Genomic DNA, 20,022 nt, shown 5'->3' on the forward strand with positions numbered 1-20,022 from the left:
CCCACTCCTGACGGAGGGGGCCCTTTTTCATGGCCGCTGGCAGCCGCTACGCGCTGCCTTACGACCAGTCACTGCGGCTTGCGGCTACCACGACCGAACCCCGGACGCTGACCTTCGCCTGCCGGGCGACCGCGGCCCTTGTCGGCACCTGCCGGCTTGCGCGGTGCGCGTTCGCCGGATTCGGCACGCTCGCCACGCGGTTTGCCGGGTTTCTTGCCGACGTCACGTGGGCGCTCGGCCACTGGCGTGCCGCGCGAGGGCTCGCTGCGGCCCTCTCCGCGCGGTGCGCGAGGTACACGCGTCGGGCGTTCGCCCTGCTCGTCACGCGCGCCACGACCATTGCCGGTTCCCTGAGCGGGAGCTGGAGCGCCAGGGCGCAGGGTACGCGCCGGACGCTCACCTCGACCAATGGGTTTGGCGGCCTTACGCTGCAGACGATCGAGCTTCTCGCGAGTCTTTTCCTTCATTTCCGGCAGAGCCACTGGCTTGAGGCCGACCTCCTCGCTGAGGATGTCGACTTCGCGCTGGCCCATTTCGCGCCAGCGGCCCATTGGCAGGTCGGAAGTCATGAACACCGGGCCGAAGCGCACGCGCTTCAGACGGCTGACCACCAGTCCCTGGGACTCCCAGAGGCGGCGCACTTCGCGGTTACGACCCTCCATGACCACGCAGTGGTACCAGTGGTTGAAGCCCTCACCGCCAGGTGCTTCCTTGATGTCGGTGAACTTCGCCGGGCCGTCTTCGAGCATCACGCCGGCCTTGAGGCGTTCGATCATCTCCTCGTCGACTTCGCCGCGTACGCGCACCGCGTACTCACGGTCCATCTGATAGGACGGGTGCATCAGGCGGTTGGCCAGCTCACCGTCGGTGGTGAACATCAGCAGACCGGTGGTATTGATGTCGAGGCGGCCGATATTGATCCAGCGGCCTTCTTTCGGACGCGGCAAACGGTCGAAAACGGTTGGGCGCTTTTCCGGGTCGTCGCGGGTGCAGATCTCACCATCGGGCTTGTTGTAGATCAGCACGCGGCGCACGGTTTCCGCCGCTTCTTCGCGGCGCAGCACGCGGCCGTCGATGGCGATGGCGTCGTGCAGATCGACGCGCTGGCCCAAGGTGGCATCTTTGCCGTTGACCTTGACGCGGCCGGCACTGATCCAGGATTCGATTTCGCGGCGCGAAGCAAGACCCATGCGAGCCAGGACTTTCTGCAGTTTTTCGCCAGCGGGGCTGTATTCTTCGGTTTCACTCATCTGGGCACCTCCCGGTGTTCTCTGGTGATAGGACGATCATGTCGTCGAAGGGGCGCGCATCATACGCGGATAAGGCGCTCGACGCACCTGGCGCAAGAGCATAGCTGAGCAAATGACGGCGTCCAGCCAGCGATGTCGACTCAGCGCTTGCGCCGGGCTTTCGGGCCAAGCGAGATCAGGCGCATATCCGCTTCGGCCATCACCAGGCGCTGTTCAGCCTTGTCGAGTTTTTTCCAGGCCTTTATCTCGGCCTTGCTGCGCCCGCAGCCCAGGCAGATGGTATCGCTGAACTTGCAGACGCTGATGCAGGGATCTTTCATGGGCTCTCTTCACGGCTGTCATCCTCAGCTGTAGAGACATCACCCTGCTCTTCGCGGTTCGGCTCTTCGTCACCGCGCGCCAGATCATCGAAATCGGTTTTCAGGCCCTGCTCCATGGCATCGAGTTCGGCCAGCAGCGAACCGAAGCTGGTCTCGGCAGCGGCTTCGGAGCGGCCATCCGCTTCAGGTTCTTCGCCTTGGGCAAGATCGGCACGAGCCTGCAGGCTCGGCGGTACGTCCGGATCGTCATCCTGGGCCAGGATCGGCTCGGGCTCCAGTTCGCGCAGCGCGGCCAGGGGCGGCAGCTCATCGAGGTTCTTCAGATTGAAATGATCGAGAAAGCCCTTGGTGGTGGCGAACATCGCCGGCCTGCCAGGTACCTCCCGGTAGCCCACCACGCGAATCCACTCGCGCTCCTGCAGGGTCTTGACGATCTGGCTGTTCACGGCCACACCGCGAATTTCCTCGATCTCGCCACGGGTGATGGGCTGACGGTAGGCGATCAGCGCCAGGGTTTCGAGCATGGCACGGGAATAACGCTGCGGCCGCTCCTCCCACAGACGCCCCACCCAGGTGGAAAGGTTCTCGCGGATCTGCAGGCGATAACCGGATGCCACTTCCTTGAGCTCGAAGGCCCGCCCCTTGCAGCTGCCGCCCAGAATCGCCAACGCCTTTCTGAATATGTCCGCCCCGGGCCGCTCGGTCTCCTCGAACAACTCCATCAGCCGTTCCAGCGACATGGGCTTGCCGGCTGCCAGCAGCAGGCCTTCGAGCAGGGTGGAGAGTTGTTTGGGATCGGACAGGTTCATCGTCTGGGCAAGGTCTGCTTGGTTCTGGGGCGGCGCCAGCTTAGCAAATCAGCGAGCGCCACGCCGTCACTGGCTGACGATCTCGCTCGCCGCGATGATCTCGGCAACCAGCACGCGCTCGGAGCCATGCAGGTAGTACTCGCCCTCGGCTGGATCGCGCAACCGCATGAACTCGGTTTCGCCGATCTGCATGGTGTGCCCCGCCTCCATGTGCGCGCCGCTCTGGATCAGATAGCCGAGCACGGTATTGAAGATGTCCATGTAACGCTGGCCTTCATGGTGACCGGCAGCCAGCGCGGCGAAATCCGACAGGCCGAAGGCATCACTGCCATAAGTACGCATCCACACACCATGCACCCCCTCGACCTGATACTTCACGAAGCCGCAGTACAGCATGGTCAGCGGCAGGTCACGGAGGATCTCCAGACTGTGCTCGCCCATGTCTTCATCAGCGAACACGGCGGCCGGCAAGGAGGTATGCGCCGTTTCGTTGAGCACCGCCAGCGCCCCGAAACCAGCCAGCGCCCCGGCAACGGCAGCCAGGGCCACGTATTGCTCCAGCGGATCGGTTTCATGACCTGCGTAGTACAGCAGAATGTGGCTGGTCTGTTGCCGCACCTCGTCCTTGACCTGCTGTGGGTAGTGCGCCGGAGCGACGCAGTTTTCCAGAGCGTCAGCAGGAAAGGGATGGTCGAAACCGACCATTTTCACCACATGGGAACCCCAACCGGCCAGGGCGAAGAACTGTTCAACCTCGTTGGCGATGTCACAGCGGGCATCGCTCATGCTCGGATGGTAACGGCGCAGGGCCGCCGTCAGGGGCGCCTCGGCGATCCGCAGAGGCTGGGCGAACAGCACCTGCAGGCTGAGCGGGTTGTCGATGCCTGGCTTGGCGACCAGTTCGGTGTTATCGGGGCTGCTGCCGTCCTGACGGCCGAAGAAGCGGGAAAACAGACTCATTGAATCGTCCTGATTAATGGCTGGAAATAGCGATGGAAAGTGAAAGCGATTACTGCGGCTCAGCGCTCGTCCGCCATTTCCTCGACGCTCTGTTCATTGCGCAGACGTACATGCACGGCGGCGAACGCCTCGTTCTGCACCAGTTCGACCAGCGACTCCTTGACCAGTTCGAGAATCGCCATGAAGGTCACCACCACACCGAGGCGCCCCTCCTCGGCCGTGAACAGCTCGACGAAGGGCACGAACTCCCCGCCCTTGAGGCGTTCCAGCACTTCGCTCATGCGCTCACGGGTCGAGAGCGCCTCGCGGCTGACCTGATGGCTCTCGAACATATCGGCGCGGCGCAGCACTTCTGCCATGGACACCAGCAGTTCCTGCAGACTGACCTCGGGCAGCAACTTGCGCGCTCGCGCTTCGGGGGCTTCGACCCGCGGCACGGTCAGGTCACGGCCAACCCTGGGCAAGGTGTCGATGCCTTCGGCCGCCGCCTTGAAGCGTTCGTACTCCAGCAAACGACGAATCAGTTCGGCACGCGGATCGTCCTCCTCCTCTTGCGCCTCGGAGGAGCGTGGCAGAAGCATGCGCGATTTGATCTCGGCGAGCATGGCGGCCATCACCAGGTACTCGGCGGCCAGCTCCAGGCGCACGCTGTGCATCAGCTCGACATAGCCCATGTACTGGCGGGTGATCTCCGCCACGGGGATGTCCAGCACGTCGATGTTCTGCTTGCGAATCAGGTAGAGCAGCAGGTCCAGCGGGCCTTCGAAGGCCTCGAGAAACACCTCGAGAGCGTCCGGCGGAATGTACAGATCCACCGGCATCTCGGTGAGCGCCTGCCCGTAGACCAGGGCGAACGGCAACTCCTGTTGAGCACCGGCCTGGCTGTCGAGCTGTTCGGCAGGGGCGGACATCGGCTCAGCGCTGCTCGGCAAAGGGTGACGGATCGCCACAGCCAACGCGGATCACCTCGGGCTCGTCGTCCACCAGGCTGATTACCGTCGAGGCTTCCAGGCCACCGAAACCGCCGTCGATGATCAGGTCCACCTGATGCTCGAGTATCTGGCGCATTTCATAGGGATCGCTCATGGGCAGATCCTCGCCGGGCAGGATCAGGCTGACACTCATCATCGTCTCGCCCAGTTCCTCCAGCAGCGCCGAAGCGATCGGGTGATTGGGCACGCGCAGGCCGATGGTACGGCGCTTGGGGTGCAGCAGCATGCGCGGCACTTCCCGGGTGGCGTTGAGGATGAAGGTGTAGGGGCCGGGTGTGTGGTTCTTGAGCAGGCGAAAGGCGGCGGTGTCCACCTTGGCGAAGGTGCTGAGCTGCGACAGGTCACGGCACACCAGGGTGAAGTTGTGTTTGTCATCGAGTTGACGCAGGCGACGAATGCGCTCCAGCGCACTCTTGGCGCCCATCACGCAACCGACCGCGTAGGACGAGTCGGTGGGATAGACCACCACGCCGCCATTGCGGATGATTTCGACCGCCTGCTTGATCAGGCGGGCCTGAGGACTTTCCGGGTGTATCTGAAAAAACTGGCTCATGGTCAGGGGCTCTCAAACGGCATCGGAAGACGGGGCGCAGGCGAACCGCGTCCAGATGGGTGACAGATCTTCGGGCAACGGTCGGTACAGTCCCAGCTCCGACCAGTCGCCGGGCGCGTGAAAATCGCTGCCGACACTGGCCAGCAGACCGAACTCGCGCGCCAGGATCGCCAGGCCTCCGACCTGCTCCGCAGGCTGCATGCCGTTGACCACCTCCAACGCATGGCCACCAGCCGCCGCAAAAGCCGTCACCAGCTTGCGCCGCTTGCTGCGGGTGAAATCGTACTGCCAGGGATGAGCCAGGCTGATCCATGCGTTGGACTGGCGCAGGGTATCGAGCGTTTCATCTAACGTAGGCCAGTGCTGCTTGACGTCGCCCAGCTTGCCGGAGCCCAGCCACTTGCGGAATGCATCGGCGCGGTCCTTGACGTAACCGCCGCGCACCAGAAACTCGGCGAAATGCGGTCGCGCCGGTGCGTTGCCGCTCTCCCCCTGTGCCTGCTGAATGGCCCGGGCGCCTTCCAGCGCACCATCCATGCCCTTGAGCGCCAGGCGCCGGGAAATCTCCTCGGCACGCAACCAGCGGCCCTGATGCAAGTCGGCGATCGCCTGGCGCAATGCCGGCGCTTCACTGTCGAAGGCATAGCCGAGCACATGGATGGTCGCCCCGCCCCAGGTACAGGACAGCTCGATGCCATTGACCAGCCGCATCCCCAGCGCCGTGGCGGCCGCGCTGGCCTCATCGAGCCCTTCGAGGGTGTCGTGATCGGTCAGCGCCAGCATCTGAACGCCACGCCCATGGGCGCGGGCAACCACTTCGGCAGGCGGCAGCGCGCCGTCCGAGGCGGTGCTGTGACAGTGAAGATCAACCTGCATAAGGGGCGCTTTCCCGACGATTCATGTTTGTTATTATGCCTCGGCTGGCAGATTCTTGCTGGCACTGCACAGCGTTCCCACCCGATGTTTCCGAACACAAGGATCGACATGCTCTACGCCATCATCGCCACCGACGTGGAAAACTCCCTGGAGCGTCGTCTTTCCGTACGCCCTGCCCACCTGGCACGCCTGGAAAAACTGAAAACCGAAGGACGCCTGATCATCGCCGGCCCCAACCCGGCCATCGACAGCAACGACCCAGGCCCGGCCGGTTTCAGCGGCAGCCTGATCATCGCCGAATTCGAATCACTGGACGCCGCCAAAGCCTGGGCCAATGCCGATCCCTTCCGCGAGGCCGGCGTTTACGCGGAAATAGTGGTCAAGCCGTTCAAACACGTGCTGCCCTGATCAGGAATCGTCGCCTCTTACCATGAGCAATCTGCTGCTGATCGACGACGACGTCGAACTCTGTGACCTGCTGGCCAGTTGGCTGACCCAGGAAGGCTTTCAGGTCACCGCCTGCCACGACGGCCAGAGTGCCCGCCAGGCACTCGCGCGAGGCGCCCCTGACGCCGTGGTACTGGACGTGATGCTGCCTGACGGCAGTGGCCTCGAGGTACTCAAGCAGCTACGCAGCGAACACCCCGAACTGCCCGTGCTGATGCTCTCTGCCCGGGGTGAGCCGCTGGATCGGATTCTAGGCCTGGAGTTGGGCGCCGACGATTACCTGGCCAAACCCTGCGACCCCCGTGAACTGACCGCCCGCCTGCGCGCCGTGCTGCGCCGCAGCCTGCCGCCCGCCACCTCCAGCCAGCTGGAACTGGGCGATCTGCGCTTCAGCCCGGCGCGCGGCGTGGCCGCACTTGGCGAAGATGGCCAGGAGATCGTCCTGACCCTGTCCGAAAGCCGGGTCCTCGAAGCACTGCTCAAGCAACCCGGCGAGCCGGTGGACAAGCAGGTGCTCGCGCAACTGGCCCTGGGCCGCAAGCTGACCCTGTACGACCGTAGCCTGGACATGCACGTCAGCAACCTGCGCAAGAAAATCGGCCCTCACCCGGATGGTCGCCAGCGCATCATCGCCCTGCGCAGCCGCGGCTATTACTACGCGATCTGAGCAACTTACATAGCACTCAGTCTCTTTACCCTGCCTTTACCTTGGCTGACCGCGCCTTACCTTGAAACCCCTAATCTGGGCACATCCGGCAACTGGCCGGTTTCGAGACAAGGAGATACACCATGCGCAAGACCATGACCGCCCTGCTCCTCGCCATGACCCTGCCGACCCTGGCAATGGCAGCCCCCGGTGGTGACCATCGCCCAGGCGCTGATCACGGCCCGCGGTTCTTCCATGAGCTGGATCTGAGCAAGGACCAGCAACGCCAGGTACACAAACTGATGGGCGAACAGAGAAAGAACTATCGCGAACTCACCCAGCGTTATCTGGACAAGCTGCCGGCTGCCGACAAGCAGGCGCTGGAAACCGAGCGCAAGGCTTCCCGCGACAAGCAGCAGAGCGCCATTCGCGCCCTGCTGACCCCGGAACAGCAGAAGACCTTCGACGAACAGGCGGCCAAGATGAAAGAACGCAAGGCCGATCGCGAAGCCTTCGAAGCCTGGAAAGCCGAACACAAGAAAGCTGGCTGATCGTGACAGCCCGTCGTCTGAAGACCAGATGACGGCCCCACTACTCGCCTGTGCCACCTCGGGTGGCACAGGCTTCTGCGTCTGAAGGAGTTCACGTGCGTTCATTGTTCTGGCGGATTCTCGGCAGCTTCTGGCTGGCGATTGCCCTGGTGGCAGGCCTGTCCATGCTGCTGGGTCGCGCCCTGAACCAGGACGCCTGGATTCTCAACCAGCACCCCGGCCTGGAAAACCTGCCCGCACAATGGGTGCAGGCGTATGAAACGGACGGCGCACGCGCCGCGCAGGACGTGCTGGAAAAGCGCAAACGGCGTTTTCGCATCGACACCCAGGTGCTGACGGAAACCGGTCAGCCTGTGGTTCGCGGCACCTTCCCGCCCCGCGCCGCGGCCTTCGAAGAGCGCAACGAGGGCGAGCGGCGCTTGCCCTGGCGGCGCCTGACCACCGATTACACCAGCCCGTCGAGCGGTGAGACCTACCTGTTCATCTACCGCATCCCGCACCCGGAGCTGGATGCCTGGCACCGTGGCAGCCTGCTCTGGCCGCTGAGTGCGCTGGGTATCGCACTGGTGGTGCTGACCCTGTTCAGCCTACTGCTGACCCTGTCCATCACCCGCCCGCTGGATCGTTTGCGTGGCGCGGTACACGACCTCGGGCAGACCGCTTACCAGCAGAACAGCCTGGCGCGCCTGGCCAGCCGCCGTGATGAACTGGGTGTGCTGGCCAACGATTTCAACCGCATGGGCGCGCGCCTGCAGGACCTGATCGGCAGCCAGCGTCAGCTGTTGCGCGACGTCTCCCATGAGCTGCGTTCGCCGCTCGCCCGCCTGCGCATCGCCCTGGCGCTGGCGGAACGCGCAGAGCCTGCGGAGCGGGAAAAACTCTGGCCACGGCTGATTCGCGAATGCGATCGCCTGGAAGACCTGATCAGCGAAATCCTCGCCCTGGCACGCCTCGATGCTGAACCGGGTTCGGCGCAGGGCATCGACCTGGCACAACTGGCCGGCAAGCTGCGCGAGGACGTCAAACTCAGCCATCCCGAACAGCAACTGGACGTCAGCCTGCAGCCGGGCATGCACCTGCTGGGCTGGCCGGACATGCTCGAGCGGGCGCTGGACAACCTGCTGCGCAACGCCCTGCGCTTCAGCCCCGAGGGGCAGCCCATCGAGTTGAATTTCGTACGCCGCACCGATGAGGTGTACCTGGAGGTCCGCGACCACGGCCCCGGCGTTCCCGAACAGCACCTGGCACAACTCGGCGAACCCTTCTTCCGCGCCCCCGGCCAGAGCGCTGCCGGCCACGGCCTCGGCCTGGCCATCGCCCGCCGCGCCGCAGAACGCCACGGCGGTCGCCTGCAGCTGGAAAACCATCCGGACGGTGGTTTCAGCGCCAAACTGATTCTGCCGCTCGAGGCGGTGGTTTAACGTGACGGCGGGCCGCGCCCGCGATTCGCGCGCATGGCGCGCTCCCACACAGATGCAGGGCGGATCGGGACGCGTAGCTGACGCTCTTTTCATTCACCATCGCGGTCACGAAGCGGTGAGCTGACATCGTGCGACACACCGTGGGAGCGGGCCATGCCCGCGATTCGCGCGCATGGCGCGCTCCCACACAGATGCAGGGTGGATCGAGACGCGTAGCTGACGCTCTTTTCATACACCATCGCGCTCAAGAAGCGGTGAGCTGACACCGTGCGCTCCACCGTGGGAGCGGGCCATGCCCGCGATTCGCGCGCCTCGCGCGCGCCCAAATAAGCAGGTCGCCGTCCGTTGTCGATAGTTCCCACGTGCCTGCGTGGTCACACGAGGTACTGGACGCGGAGCGTCCTCAGAGGCGTTCCCACGCAGGAGCGTGGGAACGATCCATCGCGGTCACGAAGCGGTGAGCTGACACCGTGCGACACACCGTGGGAGCGGGCCATGCCCGCGATTCGCGCGCCTCGCGCGCGCCCAAATAAGCAGGTCGCCGTCCGTTGTCGATAGTTCCCACGTGCCTGCGTGGTCACACGAGGTACTGGACGCGGAGCGTCCTCAGAGGCGTTCCCACGCAGGAGCGTGGGAACGATCCATCGCGGTCACGAAGCGGTGAGCTGACACCGTGCGACACACCGTGGGAGCGGGCCATGCCCGCGATTCGCGCGCCTCGCGCGCGCCCAAATAAGCCGGTCACCGTCCGTTGTCGATAGTTCCCACGTGCCTGCGTGGTCACGCGAGTTACTGGACGCGGAGCGTCCTCAGAGGCATTCCCACGCATGAGCGTGGGAACGATCCAAGTGTCGCCAGAGGCCGCGGTTCAACGTGGGAACGATCGTATCGTCTACCTCAAGGCCTCCAGACGGCGCTCTGCACATCGACTCGTTTGGGCAGCAGGCGGTTTTCCAGAAACAGGTCGGCGGTGCGCTGCTGGGCGGCGGCGATTTCGTCGCTGACCGGGATGGGCGGCGACGGCGGGCGGTGGCTGAAGGTGCGCTCGATCACCGCTTCGGACAAACCCATGAAGCGTGACAGCAGGCTGATGCTCGCTGCCTTGTCATCGCGGGTCAGCGCCTCGGCGCGGCCGAGTTCTTCCAGCAGTTGCGCAATGAATGCCGGGTTGGCTTCGGCATAGGGCCGCGCAGCGAGGAAGAACGGGCCGATGAAACCCAGGCCCTCACCATTGGCCAGCAGACGCGCCTTGCCTTCCAGATCGATGGCCGAATAGAACGGGTCCCAGATGGCCCAGGCATCCACGCTACCGCTCTCGAAGGCGGCACGGGCGTCAGAGGGCGCCAGGTAGATCGGCTGGATATCGGCGAAACTCAGGCCTTCACGCTGCAGTGCACGCAGTACCAGGTTGTGCGCGCTGGAGCCCTTCTGCAAGGCGACCTTGCGGCCCTTGAGTTCTTTTACCGACTGAATGGAGCTGCTCTTGGGCACCAGAATCACCTCGGCCTGGGGCTTCGGTGGCTCGGCGGCGATGTACAGCAGATCGGCGCCTGCGGCCTGGGCGAAGATCGGCGGGATATCACCCGTGGCGCCGATATCCAGGCTGCCGATGTTCAGCGCTTCGAGCATTTGCGGGCCCGCAGGGAACTCGATCCACTGCACCTTGGTGTCGGCGAAACGCTTTTCCAGCATGCCGTGCTCCTTGGCCAGCACCAGGCTGACCGAGCCTTTCTGGTAGCCGATGCGCAAGGTCTGCGGGTCGGCATTTACAGCCTGCGCAAGACCGATCAACGCCACTGCGGCGAGCGCTAACTTCATACCTTTCATGCTCACTCCTGCCAGTCGGTCGACGGTTTTTCCCAGAGGTTGATGCCGCCCTCGACGGCGTAGCGGTCGATCTCCGCCAGTTCCTCGGCGCTGAACGCCAGGTTGTCCAGCGCCGCGACGTTCTCGGTGATCTGCTCCGGCTTGCTCGCGCCGATCAGCGCCGAGGTGACCCGCGGATCGCGCAGGGTCCAGGCCAGCGCCAGCTGTGCCAGGCTCTGGCCGCGACGTTGAGCGATTTCGTTGAGGGCGCGGGCACGAGCGATGTTGTCGTCGGACAGATGCTCGGGCCGCAGTGAAGCGCCACCCGGGCGATTGACCCGAGCGTCGGCGGGAATGCCATCGAGGTACTTGTCACTGAGCAGCCCCTGGGCCAGCGCGGTGAACACGATCACCCCGGCGCCCTCCTCCTCGGTCGCCGTCAGCAGATCCTTCTCGATCCAGCGATTGAACAGGTTGTAGGCCGGCTGATGGATCAGCAGCGGCACGTTGCGTGCCCGCAGCAGCGCGGCGATTTCCTGGGTCTTGCCTGCCGAGTAGGAGGAGATGCCGATGTACAGCGCCTTGCCCTGCTCGACGATGCTGGCCAGTGCCCCGGCGGTTTCTTCCAGCGGCGTGTGCGGGTCGAAGCGGTGCGAATAGAAGATGTCGACGTAGTCCACGCCGAGGCGCTGCAGGCTCTGGTCGAGGCTGGAAATCAGGTACTTGCGCGAACTGCCGCCCTGCCCGTAGGGGCCGGGCCACATGTCCCAGCCGGCCTTGGTGGAGATGATCAGCTCATCACGGTACTGCCTGAAATCCTCACGCAGCAAACGGCCGAAATTGCTCTCGGCGCTGCCATAGGGCGGCCCATAGTTGTTGGCCAGATCGAAGTGATTGATCCCCAGATCGAACGCCGTACGCAGCAGCGCGCGCTGGGTGTCGATGGGCGTGGCGTCACCGAAGTTGTGCCACAGCCCCAGAGACAGGGCCGGCAGCACCAGGCCACTGCGGCCGACGCGGCGATAGGGTACACGCTCATAGCGCTGCGGGTTGGCGATGTAGGTCATCAGAAGTTCTCCATCAGGGAATAGGTGCAGGTTGCGCGGCGGGCAGGTGGTACCACTCGAGGCCCACGGCGCTGCGCTGCTTGAAACCATGCCAGTAGCTGTGGTCGGCCTGCTGGCGACCTTCGCCATCCAGCGACCATTTGCCGTCGACGGCCAGGGGCGTCAGGTCAAGATAGGCCTTTCTGTCCAGCCCCTTGAGCTGCTGGTCGAGAAACGCCAGAACGAAATGCTGGTTGATGTTGTTGATCCGCGCACTGTCCCACACCGGCTCCGCATAGGCGGAGAAATCGTCGGGATGACTGCTGGCGGCAGGCGGTGGCGGATTCGGTGCCACGTTATGGCGTGCATTTTGATAGACCAGCAGATAGCGCTCGGCATTCACCGCGCCGTCCACCAGGCGCCTGATACCGTCGCGATAACCGGAGACGTCGTCCTGGTCACCGGCGACGAACAGGCTAGGCACCCGCAGGCCAGCCAGACCGGCCTGATCGAAGATGCCCTGCCGCCCGCCCCAGGGCGCGAACAGCACCAACGCCTTGATCCGTGTATCTCGGCCACCCTCGTAAACGCTGTTTCCGGCACGTCGCGACTCGAGCGCGGAGCCCGGCACCAGGCTGCTGGCCACCGCGCTGACTCCGGCGCCGGCGGCATTCAATGCGCCGTAGCCGCCCATGGAGTAACCCAGCAAAGCGGTGCGCTGCACGTCCAGATGCCCGGCCAGGAAGCTGTCACTGCCAGCCTCGCTCAAGGCGCTCAACTGCTGGAGCACGAACAGATCGTCCAGCGGGCGATTGAGCAGCGTGCTGGCGAAACCGGCCTTGTCCGCGCGGGTCGACTCCGGGTGATCGATGGCCGCCACCACGTAACCGTGGGAGGCCAGGTGCTCGGTCAGGTAGCTCATCTGCAGGCGCGAGCCCGGGTAGCCGTGGGAGACGATGACCAGCGGGTAACGGCCCTCGCTCGCCGGCGCATCACGCAAGGCTCGGCCCTGGAACTCGAACGGCGTGTTGGGCCGTTTGGGGTCGTTGGCACCGGCACCCAGCACGTCGCGGTAGGTGGTCAGCTCCTGTTGCCCGGCCGACAGTTGCGCGGGATACCAGACTTCCAGGCGCAGCCTTCGCTCGTAACGCGGCGCAGGATTCCTGGCATCGATGGACAGCACGTCGAGTTGATCGCGGTTTACCAGCTCAAGGGTACGTACGCCCACCTGATGCTCACCGCGCGCGGCAAGCTCGGGGGCGTCTGGGCGGGCGTCGCCATACAGCGCGAACGCGCTGCCGGGAATCCCGAGGGCCAACAGACAGGCGAGGACGAGTTTCATCGATTTTCCTGCGTGAAGAAGCGGTTCTGCGGCGCACTCAGGCCCAGATGATCGCGCAGCGTGCGGCCTTGGTACTCGCGGCGGAATAGCCCGCGACGCTGCAACTCGGGCACCACCTGCGTGGCGAAATCTTCCAGACCGGCCGGCAGATGCGGTACCAGCACGTTGAAGCCGTCGGCAGCGCGCTCCTCGAACCAGGCCTGTAATTCGTCGGCGATCTGCCTGGGTGTGCCGATCAGGCTGTAATGCCCGCGCCCGCCAGCGATACGCCGCCCCAGTTGCGCCAGGGTCAGGTTCTCCGCCCCTGCCAGTTCGGTCAGCAGTTTCTGCCGGCTCTGCTGACCATTCTCGGTCAGCGGCAGCTCCGGCAGCGGACCATCGGCCGGGTAGCCGGACAGATCGAAGTTGCCCAGCATGCGCCCCAGCAGCGCGATGCCGACCTGTGGTTCGACCAGCTCCTGGAAGCGCTCGAATTTCTCGCGGGCTTCGCCCTCGCTCTGACCGACCACCACGAACACGCCGGGCATGATCTTCAGCGAATCCTCGCGGCGCCCGAAGCCGTGCAACCGACCCTTGAGATCGGCATAGAACGCCTGGGCCTTGGCCAGCGAGGTCTGCGCCGTGAAGACCACTTCGGCGGTCTCTGCGGCGAGCTGCCGACCGGTTTCCGAGGAGCCCGCCTGAACGATTACCGGCCTGCCCTGGGGCGAGCGGGCCACGTTCAGCGGCCCGCGTACCTTGAAGTGCTCACCCTGATGGTCGAGCACATGCAATTTGGCCGGATCGAAGAACTGGCCGCTGGCCTTGTCGTGCAGGAAGGCGTCGTCTGCCCAGCTGTCCCAGAGCCCGGTGACCACGTCATGGAACTCCCGCGCGCGGGCATAGCGCTCGGCGTGGGGAATGTGCGCGTCGCGGCCGAAGTTGTAGGCCTCGGCGGCGGCGTCCGAGGTCACCAGGTTCCAGCCTGCGCGACCACCGGAGAGCTGGTCGAGGGAGGCGAACTTGCGGGCCACGTGATAGGGCTCGTTGTAGCTGGTGGTTACCGTGCTGATCAGGCCGATGCGCTCGGTCACCGCGCTCAGCGCAGAAAGCAGCGTCAGGGGTTCGAAATGCGCCGAGCGCGGCATCCGGCTGGCGATGGCATCGGTCGGTGCAGCCACGCTGTCGGCCACGAACAGCGCGTCGAAGCAGGCCGCTTCGGCGATCTGCGCAGTACGTTTGTAAACCGAGAAATCCAGTGGATCGGCTGGTACGTCCGGATGGCGCCAGGCAGCGACGTGGTGCCCGGTGGCCATGAGAAATGCGCCGAGACTGAGCTGGCGGGTGGATCGAGTCATGATGAATCCCTGGGTGAATGCATGACCGCCCTGCCGTTCTATCGGCTCGGGCGGGTTCCGCACGCTAGGTAGGCACGCTGTTTGTCAAAAATCCTTGCGCAGTTGCACACCGAAATAGCGTTGATCGTCACGTGGCGCCATACGGTAGATATGGTTACCGCCCGAGGCCAGCATGGTGGAGTAGGACTTGTCGGTCAGGTTCTTCGCCAACAGCGCCACACGCCAGCCATCGTTGTAGTTGGCCAGGGCCACGCTGGCATTCCAGATGCCGTAGGCGCTCTGGGTGGTGCCTGGGTTCTGGTCGAGGCTGTACTGCACCTTGTCCTGCCAGCTGTAGTCCGAGCTCAGTTCCACGTCCAGGCCGTTGTCCAGCGGGATGCTGTAGTCGGCACGCACGTAGCTCTTCCAGTCCGGCGTGAACGGCAATGGCGAGCCGTCGATATCGCAGGTTGCCGCAGCGCCCGGCGGGCACTGGAAGCTGTCGACCCGCGCCTTGGTGTAGGCAACGGCGCCGGACAGTTTCAGCTGACGAGTGGCCTGCAGGCTGTAATCCAGCTCGACACCCTGCGTCTTGACGCTGCCAGCGTTGATCAGGCGGGTTACCACCTGATTGGCCACGGTGTCGAAGAAGTTGGCCTGGTAGTTATCGTAATCGGTGTGGAATACCGCGAGGTTGGTGACCAGGCGGTTGTTCCAGGCGGTGCTCTTCAGGCCGATTTCATACGAATCGGAGGTCTCTGGTTTCAGCGCCTCGGTATCGCGCGGCTGCATGTTGAAGAACACGTTGTAGGCTGGCCCCTTGTAACCACGCGAGTAGGTGGCGTAGCCCATCAGGTTGTCGGTGAAGTCGTACTGACCGCCGATACGGCCGGTCCAGCCATCTTCATCGACCGAACCGGAGCTGCGCGTCGCTGGCTGAATGCCGGTGACTGCCGTGGCCGATGTGGAGGCGCGACGGTGATCGTACTCGACGTCGTCATGGGTCCAGCGCAGACCGAGGATGCCGCGCAAATCATCGGTGAAATGGAAGGTGTTCTCGCCAAACACCGCGTAGCTGTCGTTGGTCACGCTGTAATCGGCACGGCCGTTGTTGGTAACGCCGCCGTTGGTCGATTGACGGCGATAGACCTCATCCGAACGGCCATGCATGTAGAAGGCGCCCACCACGTATTCAAGAAACTCGCCTTTTGGCGAAGCCAGGCGCAGCTCCTGAGAATACTGGTCGTAGCGTACGTCGCCCTTGTCATGAGAGGCAGTGGTCGGCAACTGGGCACTGCGGTCGCCATCCTGGTACTGGGTGTTGTCCCAGCCGCGCCAGGCAGTGATCGAGGTTAGCGTGAAATCACCCAGGCTCCAGTCGGCCTGCCCGGACAAGCCGGTATTGGTGTCCTCGACGTGGGTCTTGTAATCGCTGTTGATCTTGCCGTTGTGCTCGCTCGGCCGCAAACCGGCGGACAGTGCCGGCGCGGTGGTCGATACGATGATGCCGCTGGGAATGGTGTCTTCGCCTTCCAGGTAATCACCGATCAGGGTGAATTTGAAATCCTCGTTGGGCTCGAACTGCAGCTTGCCGCGCACGCCCTTGCGGTCGTAACCGTTGACGTCATGACCATTGGCGACGTTCTCGACGTTGCCGTCGTAGCTGCCCCACAGGGTACTCAGCGACCCCTTGAGGGTGTCGGTCAACCGGCCTCCGATGCCGAAGCGCAGGCGGTTTTCGTTGCCGCCACCGAAGTGCGAGTAATCCACATAACCGCGGGTCTCCTCGGGCGCCTCACGGGTAACGATGTTGAGGACGCCAGCCGAGGCGTTCTTGCCGAACAAGGTGCCCTGAGGGCCACGCAGCACTTCGATGCGCTCGAGATCGAGCAGGTCCAGGGTCGACTGCCCCGGCCGGCCGAACACCACGCCGTCGACCACCGTCGCGACGGTCGGCTCGACACCTGGCGAGGTGGAGATGGTGCCTACGCCGCGAATGAACAGCGAGGTGTCCTTGTTCGATGCACCTGAGCGGAAATTCAGGGTAGGCACCTGCTGCACGATGCTGGCGACGCCATTGCGATTGTCACGCTCGAGCTGCTCGCCATCGACCACCGACACGGCGACCGGCACGTCCTGCAGGGATTGCTCGCGGCGGGTCGCGGTGACCGTCACGGCTTTCAACGAAGTGGCGGCGGGCTCGCTCGGCTCGGCCGCCCAGAGCGGTGCGGCCCCGGAAGCGAGCACCACGGCGACCGCCAGTGGGTGGAGGGAAATCGAAACACGGAGGCGGCGCGCACTGCGGGCGGCCGGCAAAAATGCGTTATGCATGACGTTCACTGCCTGATTGACCGATTGATGCTCGCCCCATGGCGAGCGTACTGCACACAGTCGTCAACGGATCTCGCTCGTGCGAGTGGCAGTCATGCGACGGAAGTGCGATGCGCTGTTAGCGCTAACAAGGCAAAGTGTGGAGAGCGCCTAAGAGATCGTCAAATAATAAAAAATGCTTTTTATATTCCAAAAAAATAAATATCCAGACGCCCTGCCAACGCTTTTGTTAGCGCTAACGTTGCAGTATGTTTAGCGCCCCAGCCTCCTGTCAGGATCACCCATGCCCCGCCCTCCAGCCGACTCGCCACGCAAGAGACGCGGCGCAGGCCGCGTCACGCTGAGCAGCGTCGCAGAGCGCGTCGGCGTGTCCTCGATCACCATCTCGCGCTACTTCAACCAGCCGGATCAGGTGTCCGAAGAACTGCGTGAGCGCATCCGCAGTGCGGTGGACGAATTGGGCTACGTGCCCAATCTGGTGGCTGGCGGGTTGGCATCCGCGCGGGGGCGGATCGTCGGCATGGTCATCCCGAACATCTCCGGGCCGATCTTCGCCCAGACCATCCAGGGCTTCAGCGACACCCTCAGCCGCCACGGCTACCAGTTGCTGCTGGCTTCCAGCTATTTCAGCGAGGAACAGGAAGAAAGCGCAGTGCGTGCCTTTCTCGGCTGGTCGCCGGCCGCTCTGGTGGTCACCAGCCACTTCCACAGTGCCGGTACGGAAAAGATGCTCGCCGACGCCGACATCCCGCTGGTGGAGATCTGGGACTACCGCCCCGAACGAGCGCCCCTGCAGGTAGGCTTCGTGCATTACGAGGTTGGCGTGACCGCGGCGCGCTATCTACTGGACAAGGGCTATCGGCGCATCGCATTCGTGCAGAACAGCGTGCCGGGGGATTTCAGCGCGCTGGAGCGCCGCGACGGCTACGCCGATACCTTGCGGGCAGCAGGTCTCGAGCCTTGGGCGTTCGCACCGGATGAGAACCTGCAACCCTTCGAAGCGGGCAAGCAGGCAATGGAAAGCCTGATGCGGGGGGCGCAGCGCCCGGATGCGATCATCTTCGCCAACGACAACCTGGCCGCTGGCGGCCTGCTCGCCGGCCGCCGCGCCGACCTGCGCATCCCGGAAGACTGCGCGGTGGTGGGCTTTGGTGATTACGCCTTCGCACCGATGCTGATACCCAGCCTGACCACCATCCGGCCACCGGCCAGGCAGATCGGCGAAGTGGCGGCGCAGCGCATCCTGCAGAAACTGGGTGTACTCGAGGAGGCACCGAGCGATGCCCCGCAACCGCTGGCGTGCGAGCTGATCGAGCGGGAAAGTAGTTAGGGTCCGTGGAGATTTCTCGCGGCAACGCGGCTCGCGCAGGAACGTCAACGAGCCCTAAGCGTTGCCCATCCAGGTACTGACGAACTCGCCGGTATCCACTTGTGGCACAGCGCGCAGTTCACGTTGTGGCGTCCCCAGATAGAGATAGCCAATCACCTGCTCGTTGCCCGCGAGGCCGAGGCCGGCATCCACCAGCGGATCATGGGACAACTCGCCGGTCCGCCACACCGCACCGATACCCTGGGCGTAGGCGGCAAGCAGAATGCCGTGCGCCGCGCAGCCTGCAGCCAGTACCTGCTCCTGAGCTGGAACCTTGGGGTGCTCCTGGGTACGGGCAATCACGACGATCAGCAGTGGCGCCCGCAGCGGCATGTTACGTGCTTTGGTCAGCGCCTCCTCGTCAGCATCGGGATACTTGCCCGCGATCGCCTCGGCAAACAGCTCGCCCAGCGCATGACGTGCATCACCCTCGACGGTCAGGAAACGCCAGGGGCGCAGTTGCCCGTGATCCGGCGCCCGCAACGCGGCACGAAACAGCTGCTCACGCTGCTCGGCGGTGGGTGCAGGGTCGATCAAACGAGGAGCGGAAACACGGTTGATCAGCGCATCGAGAGCATCCATCGGTTCACCTCCAGAAAAAGAACCGGGATTCTACCAGCCAAGCGACGCCAGCATGAGCCACATACGCACGGCCTGGACGCAGCTCCGGAGGAGCCGGCTTGCGGGCGAAGCGATGGCAGCCATCACGCCAATCCGCGGCGCACCCACCCATCGCCGGCAAGCCGGCTCCTACAACAAATGCGCGACCAACCACAGATCCGTAGGAGCCCGCTTGCGGGCGATGCGATGATGGCCATCACGCCAATCCGCGGCGCACCCACCAATCGCCAGCAAGCTGGCTCCTACAACAAACGGGCGAACGGGCCCAGATCCGTAGGAGCCCGCTTGCGGGCGATACGATGGTGGCCATCACGCCAATCCGCGGCGCACCCACCCATCGCCGGCAAGCCGGCTCCTACAAACAGCGCGCGACCAGCCACAGATCCGTAGGAGCCCGCTTGCGGGCGAAGCGATGGCAGCCATCACGCCAATCCGCGGCGCACCCACCCATCGCCGGCAAGCCGGCTCCTACAACAAATGCGCGACCAACCACAGATCCGTAGGAGCCCGCTTGCGGGCGATGCGATGATGGCCATCACGCCAATCCGCGGCGCACCCACCAATCGCCAGCAAGCTGGCTCCTACAACAAACGGGCGAACGGGCCCAGATCCGTAGGAGCCCGCTTGCGGGCGATACGATGGTGGCCATCACGCCAATCCGCGGCGCACCCACCCATCGCCGGCAAGCCGGCTCCTACAAACAGCGCGCGACCAGCCACAGATCCGTAGGAGCCCGCTTGCGGGCGATGCGATGATGGCCATCACGCCAATCCGCGGCGCACCCACCCATCGCCGGCAAGCCGGCTCCTACAACCAGCGTGCGACCAACCACAGATCCGTAGGAGCCCGCTTGCGGGCGAAGCGATGGTGGATGCCCGCATAAATGCGTGGCCTGGCCGCTAGGCAACCCGGTCCGGCGACAGCTCAGGCTCCAACGGCGGCACCAGCGGTGGCAAGCCGTAGGCCCTGCGCGCGTCATCGCAATGCGGGTTGTGCTCGCCGTTGGCCCAGGAGGCCTCGAACTCGCGGCAGGTGCTGGAACGCTGTTCATACAGCGTGCAGCGAGTGCCCTGCCCCACATCGCCCAGCAAGGCGGTGCAGCGTGATGGTTTGGCCTCGGTGCCGCGCATGGCGACGCGGTGCGGAGTGATCAGGATGACCTGCTCGTCCGGCACGGTTCCGCCTGCCGACTGGCACTCACCCCAGAAAAAAGACACACGAAAATGCGCACAGCAGGCGCCACACGCGAGACAAGGATTGGACATGATTTGGAAAGGGCTCAGAAACCGGCAAGGGCCGGCACCTGAGGGCGTATTCTATGCATCGCCACGGACTTGTAAAGTGGCACGAGTGGCCGCCCTGACGG

Annotated in this window: 19 protein-coding genes; 5 read left to right on the top strand and 14 right to left on the bottom strand. The window is 64.3% G+C overall.

Annotated features, from left to right (window positions below; translation table 11 throughout):
• Nucleotides 1–68: 68 nt before the first annotated feature.
• The 7 genes from rluB to FHR27_RS09390 all read right to left on the bottom strand — a co-directional run bounded on the left by rluB (nucleotide 69) and on the right by FHR27_RS09390 (nucleotide 5,760).
• On the bottom strand, nucleotides 69–1,250 hold the full coding sequence (rluB, locus tag FHR27_RS09360; protein WP_179538431.1) for a 23S rRNA pseudouridine(2605) synthase RluB: 1,182 nt from the start codon (nucleotides 1,248–1,250) through the stop codon (nucleotides 69–71).
• A 140-nt stretch (nucleotides 1,251–1,390) separates the two neighbouring features.
• Nucleotides 1,391–1,570 (bottom strand): DUF1289 domain-containing protein, encoded by a 180-nt coding sequence (locus FHR27_RS09365; RefSeq protein WP_042554047.1) that lies wholly within the window; start codon nucleotides 1,568–1,570, stop codon nucleotides 1,391–1,393.
• Complete coding sequence (gene scpB, locus FHR27_RS09370; protein ID WP_042554046.1) at nucleotides 1,567–2,379, bottom strand: SMC-Scp complex subunit ScpB; 813 nt, start codon at nucleotides 2,377–2,379, stop codon at nucleotides 1,567–1,569. Before scpB ends, FHR27_RS09365 begins: the two co-directional genes overlap by 4 nt.
• A 66-nt stretch (nucleotides 2,380–2,445) precedes the next feature.
• Nucleotides 2,446–3,339: a DUF4261 domain-containing protein gene (locus tag FHR27_RS09375; RefSeq protein ID WP_179538432.1), complete on the bottom strand. Its 894-nt coding sequence runs from the start codon at nucleotides 3,337–3,339 to the stop codon at nucleotides 2,446–2,448.
• A gap of 59 nt (nucleotides 3,340–3,398) precedes the next feature.
• On the bottom strand, nucleotides 3,399–4,250 hold the full coding sequence (locus FHR27_RS09380; RefSeq protein WP_444964377.1) for a segregation and condensation protein A: 852 nt from the start codon (nucleotides 4,248–4,250) through the stop codon (nucleotides 3,399–3,401).
• Between the two features lie 4 nt (nucleotides 4,251–4,254).
• Nucleotides 4,255–4,884 (bottom strand): L-threonylcarbamoyladenylate synthase, encoded by a 630-nt coding sequence (locus FHR27_RS09385; protein WP_042554043.1) that lies wholly within the window; start codon nucleotides 4,882–4,884, stop codon nucleotides 4,255–4,257.
• A 12-nt stretch (nucleotides 4,885–4,896) separates the two neighbouring features.
• Entirely contained in the window at nucleotides 4,897–5,760 is an 864-nt protein-coding gene (locus tag FHR27_RS09390) for a PHP domain-containing protein (RefSeq protein ID WP_042554042.1), read from the bottom strand.
• A gap of 108 nt (nucleotides 5,761–5,868) precedes the next feature.
• Between FHR27_RS09390 and FHR27_RS09395 the strand changes: the two genes are divergently transcribed.
• From FHR27_RS09395 to FHR27_RS09410, 4 genes are all read left to right on the top strand, one after another.
• A complete protein-coding gene (locus FHR27_RS09395) occupies nucleotides 5,869–6,168 on the top strand; it encodes a YciI family protein (RefSeq protein WP_042554041.1) in 300 nt (99 codons plus the stop codon).
• A 22-nt stretch (nucleotides 6,169–6,190) separates the two neighbouring features.
• Entirely contained in the window at nucleotides 6,191–6,874 is a 684-nt protein-coding gene (locus FHR27_RS09400) for a response regulator transcription factor (protein ID WP_179538433.1), read from the top strand.
• A 122-nt stretch (nucleotides 6,875–6,996) separates the two neighbouring features.
• Nucleotides 6,997–7,404: a Spy/CpxP family protein refolding chaperone gene (locus FHR27_RS09405; protein WP_179538434.1), complete on the top strand. Its 408-nt coding sequence runs from the start codon at nucleotides 6,997–6,999 to the stop codon at nucleotides 7,402–7,404.
• A 95-nt stretch (nucleotides 7,405–7,499) separates the two neighbouring features.
• Nucleotides 7,500–8,825, top strand: a complete 1,326-nt coding sequence (locus FHR27_RS09410) for a sensor histidine kinase (protein WP_042554038.1) — start codon at nucleotides 7,500–7,502, stop codon at nucleotides 8,823–8,825.
• A gap of 897 nt (nucleotides 8,826–9,722) precedes the next feature.
• Here the strand turns inward: FHR27_RS09410 and FHR27_RS09415 are convergent.
• The 5 genes from FHR27_RS09415 to FHR27_RS09435 all read right to left on the bottom strand — a co-directional run bounded on the left by FHR27_RS09415 (nucleotide 9,723) and on the right by FHR27_RS09435 (nucleotide 16,666).
• Entirely contained in the window at nucleotides 9,723–10,652 is a 930-nt protein-coding gene (locus tag FHR27_RS09415) for a sulfonate ABC transporter substrate-binding protein (protein WP_179538435.1), read from the bottom strand.
• 2 nt (nucleotides 10,653–10,654) lie between these two features.
• Nucleotides 10,655–11,698 (bottom strand): L-glyceraldehyde 3-phosphate reductase, encoded by a 1,044-nt coding sequence (gene mgrA / locus FHR27_RS09420; protein ID WP_042554037.1) that lies wholly within the window; start codon nucleotides 11,696–11,698, stop codon nucleotides 10,655–10,657.
• Between the two features lie 13 nt (nucleotides 11,699–11,711).
• The gene (locus FHR27_RS09425; RefSeq protein ID WP_179538436.1) at nucleotides 11,712–13,019 is read right to left on the bottom strand and encodes an alpha/beta hydrolase family protein; all 1,308 of its coding nucleotides are present in this window, start codon (nucleotides 13,017–13,019) and stop codon (nucleotides 11,712–11,714) included.
• On the bottom strand, nucleotides 13,016–14,356 hold the full coding sequence (locus FHR27_RS09430) for an LLM class flavin-dependent oxidoreductase (protein ID WP_179538437.1): 1,341 nt from the start codon (nucleotides 14,354–14,356) through the stop codon (nucleotides 13,016–13,018). The genes FHR27_RS09425 and FHR27_RS09430 overlap by 4 nt, the downstream gene beginning before the upstream one ends.
• A gap of 84 nt (nucleotides 14,357–14,440) precedes the next feature.
• Entirely contained in the window at nucleotides 14,441–16,666 is a 2,226-nt protein-coding gene (locus tag FHR27_RS09435) for a TonB-dependent receptor (protein ID WP_179538438.1), read from the bottom strand.
• Nucleotides 16,667–16,949: 283 nt separating this feature from the next.
• Between FHR27_RS09435 and FHR27_RS09440 the strand changes: the two genes are divergently transcribed.
• Nucleotides 16,950–17,996, top strand: coding sequence for a LacI family DNA-binding transcriptional regulator (locus tag FHR27_RS09440; protein ID WP_179538439.1), 1,047 nt, complete (start codon nucleotides 16,950–16,952; stop codon nucleotides 17,994–17,996).
• Nucleotides 17,997–18,050: 54 nt separating this feature from the next.
• Here FHR27_RS09440 and FHR27_RS09445 read toward each other — a convergent pair whose 3' ends face one another.
• Together FHR27_RS09445 and FHR27_RS09450 are read right to left on the bottom strand one after the other, a co-directional pair.
• On the bottom strand, nucleotides 18,051–18,617 hold the full coding sequence (locus FHR27_RS09445; protein ID WP_179538440.1) for an NAD(P)H nitroreductase: 567 nt from the start codon (nucleotides 18,615–18,617) through the stop codon (nucleotides 18,051–18,053).
• A 938-nt stretch (nucleotides 18,618–19,555) separates the two neighbouring features.
• Entirely contained in the window at nucleotides 19,556–19,921 is a 366-nt protein-coding gene (locus FHR27_RS09450) for a YkgJ family cysteine cluster protein (RefSeq protein WP_042554032.1), read from the bottom strand.
• Between the last annotated feature and the right edge of the window lie 101 nt (nucleotides 19,922–20,022).

This window comes from Pseudomonas flavescens (assembly GCF_013408425.1).
GTDB lineage: Bacteria > Pseudomonadota > Gammaproteobacteria > Pseudomonadales > Pseudomonadaceae > Aquipseudomonas > Aquipseudomonas fulva_A.

Excerpts from the sequence above, each read along its gene's own strand:
- rluB (WP_179538431.1), bottom strand. The coding sequence starts at position 1,250 with ATGAGTGAAACCGAAGAATACAGCCCCGCTGGCGAAAAACTGCAGAAA.
- FHR27_RS09365 (WP_042554047.1), bottom strand. The coding sequence starts at position 1,570 with ATGAAAGATCCCTGCATCAGCGTCTGCAAGTTCAGCGATACCATCTGC.
- scpB (WP_042554046.1), bottom strand. The coding sequence starts at position 2,379 with ATGAACCTGTCCGATCCCAAACAACTCTCCACCCTGCTCGAAGGCCTG.
- FHR27_RS09375 (WP_179538432.1), bottom strand. The coding sequence starts at position 3,339 with ATGAGTCTGTTTTCCCGCTTCTTCGGCCGTCAGGACGGCAGCAGCCCC.
- FHR27_RS09380 (WP_444964377.1), bottom strand. The coding sequence starts at position 4,250 with ATGTCCGCCCCTGCCGAACAGCTCGACAGCCAGGCCGGTGCTCAACAG.
- FHR27_RS09385 (WP_042554043.1), bottom strand. The coding sequence starts at position 4,884 with ATGAGCCAGTTTTTTCAGATACACCCGGAAAGTCCTCAGGCCCGCCTG.
- FHR27_RS09390 (WP_042554042.1), bottom strand. The coding sequence starts at position 5,760 with ATGCAGGTTGATCTTCACTGTCACAGCACCGCCTCGGACGGCGCGCTG.
- FHR27_RS09395 (WP_042554041.1), top strand. The coding sequence starts at position 5,869 with ATGCTCTACGCCATCATCGCCACCGACGTGGAAAACTCCCTGGAGCGT.
- FHR27_RS09400 (WP_179538433.1), top strand. The coding sequence starts at position 6,191 with ATGAGCAATCTGCTGCTGATCGACGACGACGTCGAACTCTGTGACCTG.
- FHR27_RS09405 (WP_179538434.1), top strand. The coding sequence starts at position 6,997 with ATGCGCAAGACCATGACCGCCCTGCTCCTCGCCATGACCCTGCCGACC.
- FHR27_RS09415 (WP_179538435.1), bottom strand. The coding sequence starts at position 10,652 with ATGAAAGGTATGAAGTTAGCGCTCGCCGCAGTGGCGTTGATCGGTCTT.
- mgrA (WP_042554037.1), bottom strand. The coding sequence starts at position 11,698 with ATGACCTACATCGCCAACCCGCAGCGCTATGAGCGTGTACCCTATCGC.
- FHR27_RS09425 (WP_179538436.1), bottom strand. The coding sequence starts at position 13,019 with ATGAAACTCGTCCTCGCCTGTCTGTTGGCCCTCGGGATTCCCGGCAGC.
- FHR27_RS09430 (WP_179538437.1), bottom strand. The coding sequence starts at position 14,356 with ATGACTCGATCCACCCGCCAGCTCAGTCTCGGCGCATTTCTCATGGCC.
- FHR27_RS09435 (WP_179538438.1), bottom strand. The coding sequence starts at position 16,666 with ATGCATAACGCATTTTTGCCGGCCGCCCGCAGTGCGCGCCGCCTCCGT.
- FHR27_RS09440 (WP_179538439.1), top strand. The coding sequence starts at position 16,950 with ATGCCCCGCCCTCCAGCCGACTCGCCACGCAAGAGACGCGGCGCAGGC.
- FHR27_RS09445 (WP_179538440.1), bottom strand. The coding sequence starts at position 18,617 with ATGGATGCTCTCGATGCGCTGATCAACCGTGTTTCCGCTCCTCGTTTG.
- FHR27_RS09450 (WP_042554032.1), bottom strand. The coding sequence starts at position 19,921 with ATGTCCAATCCTTGTCTCGCGTGTGGCGCCTGCTGTGCGCATTTTCGT.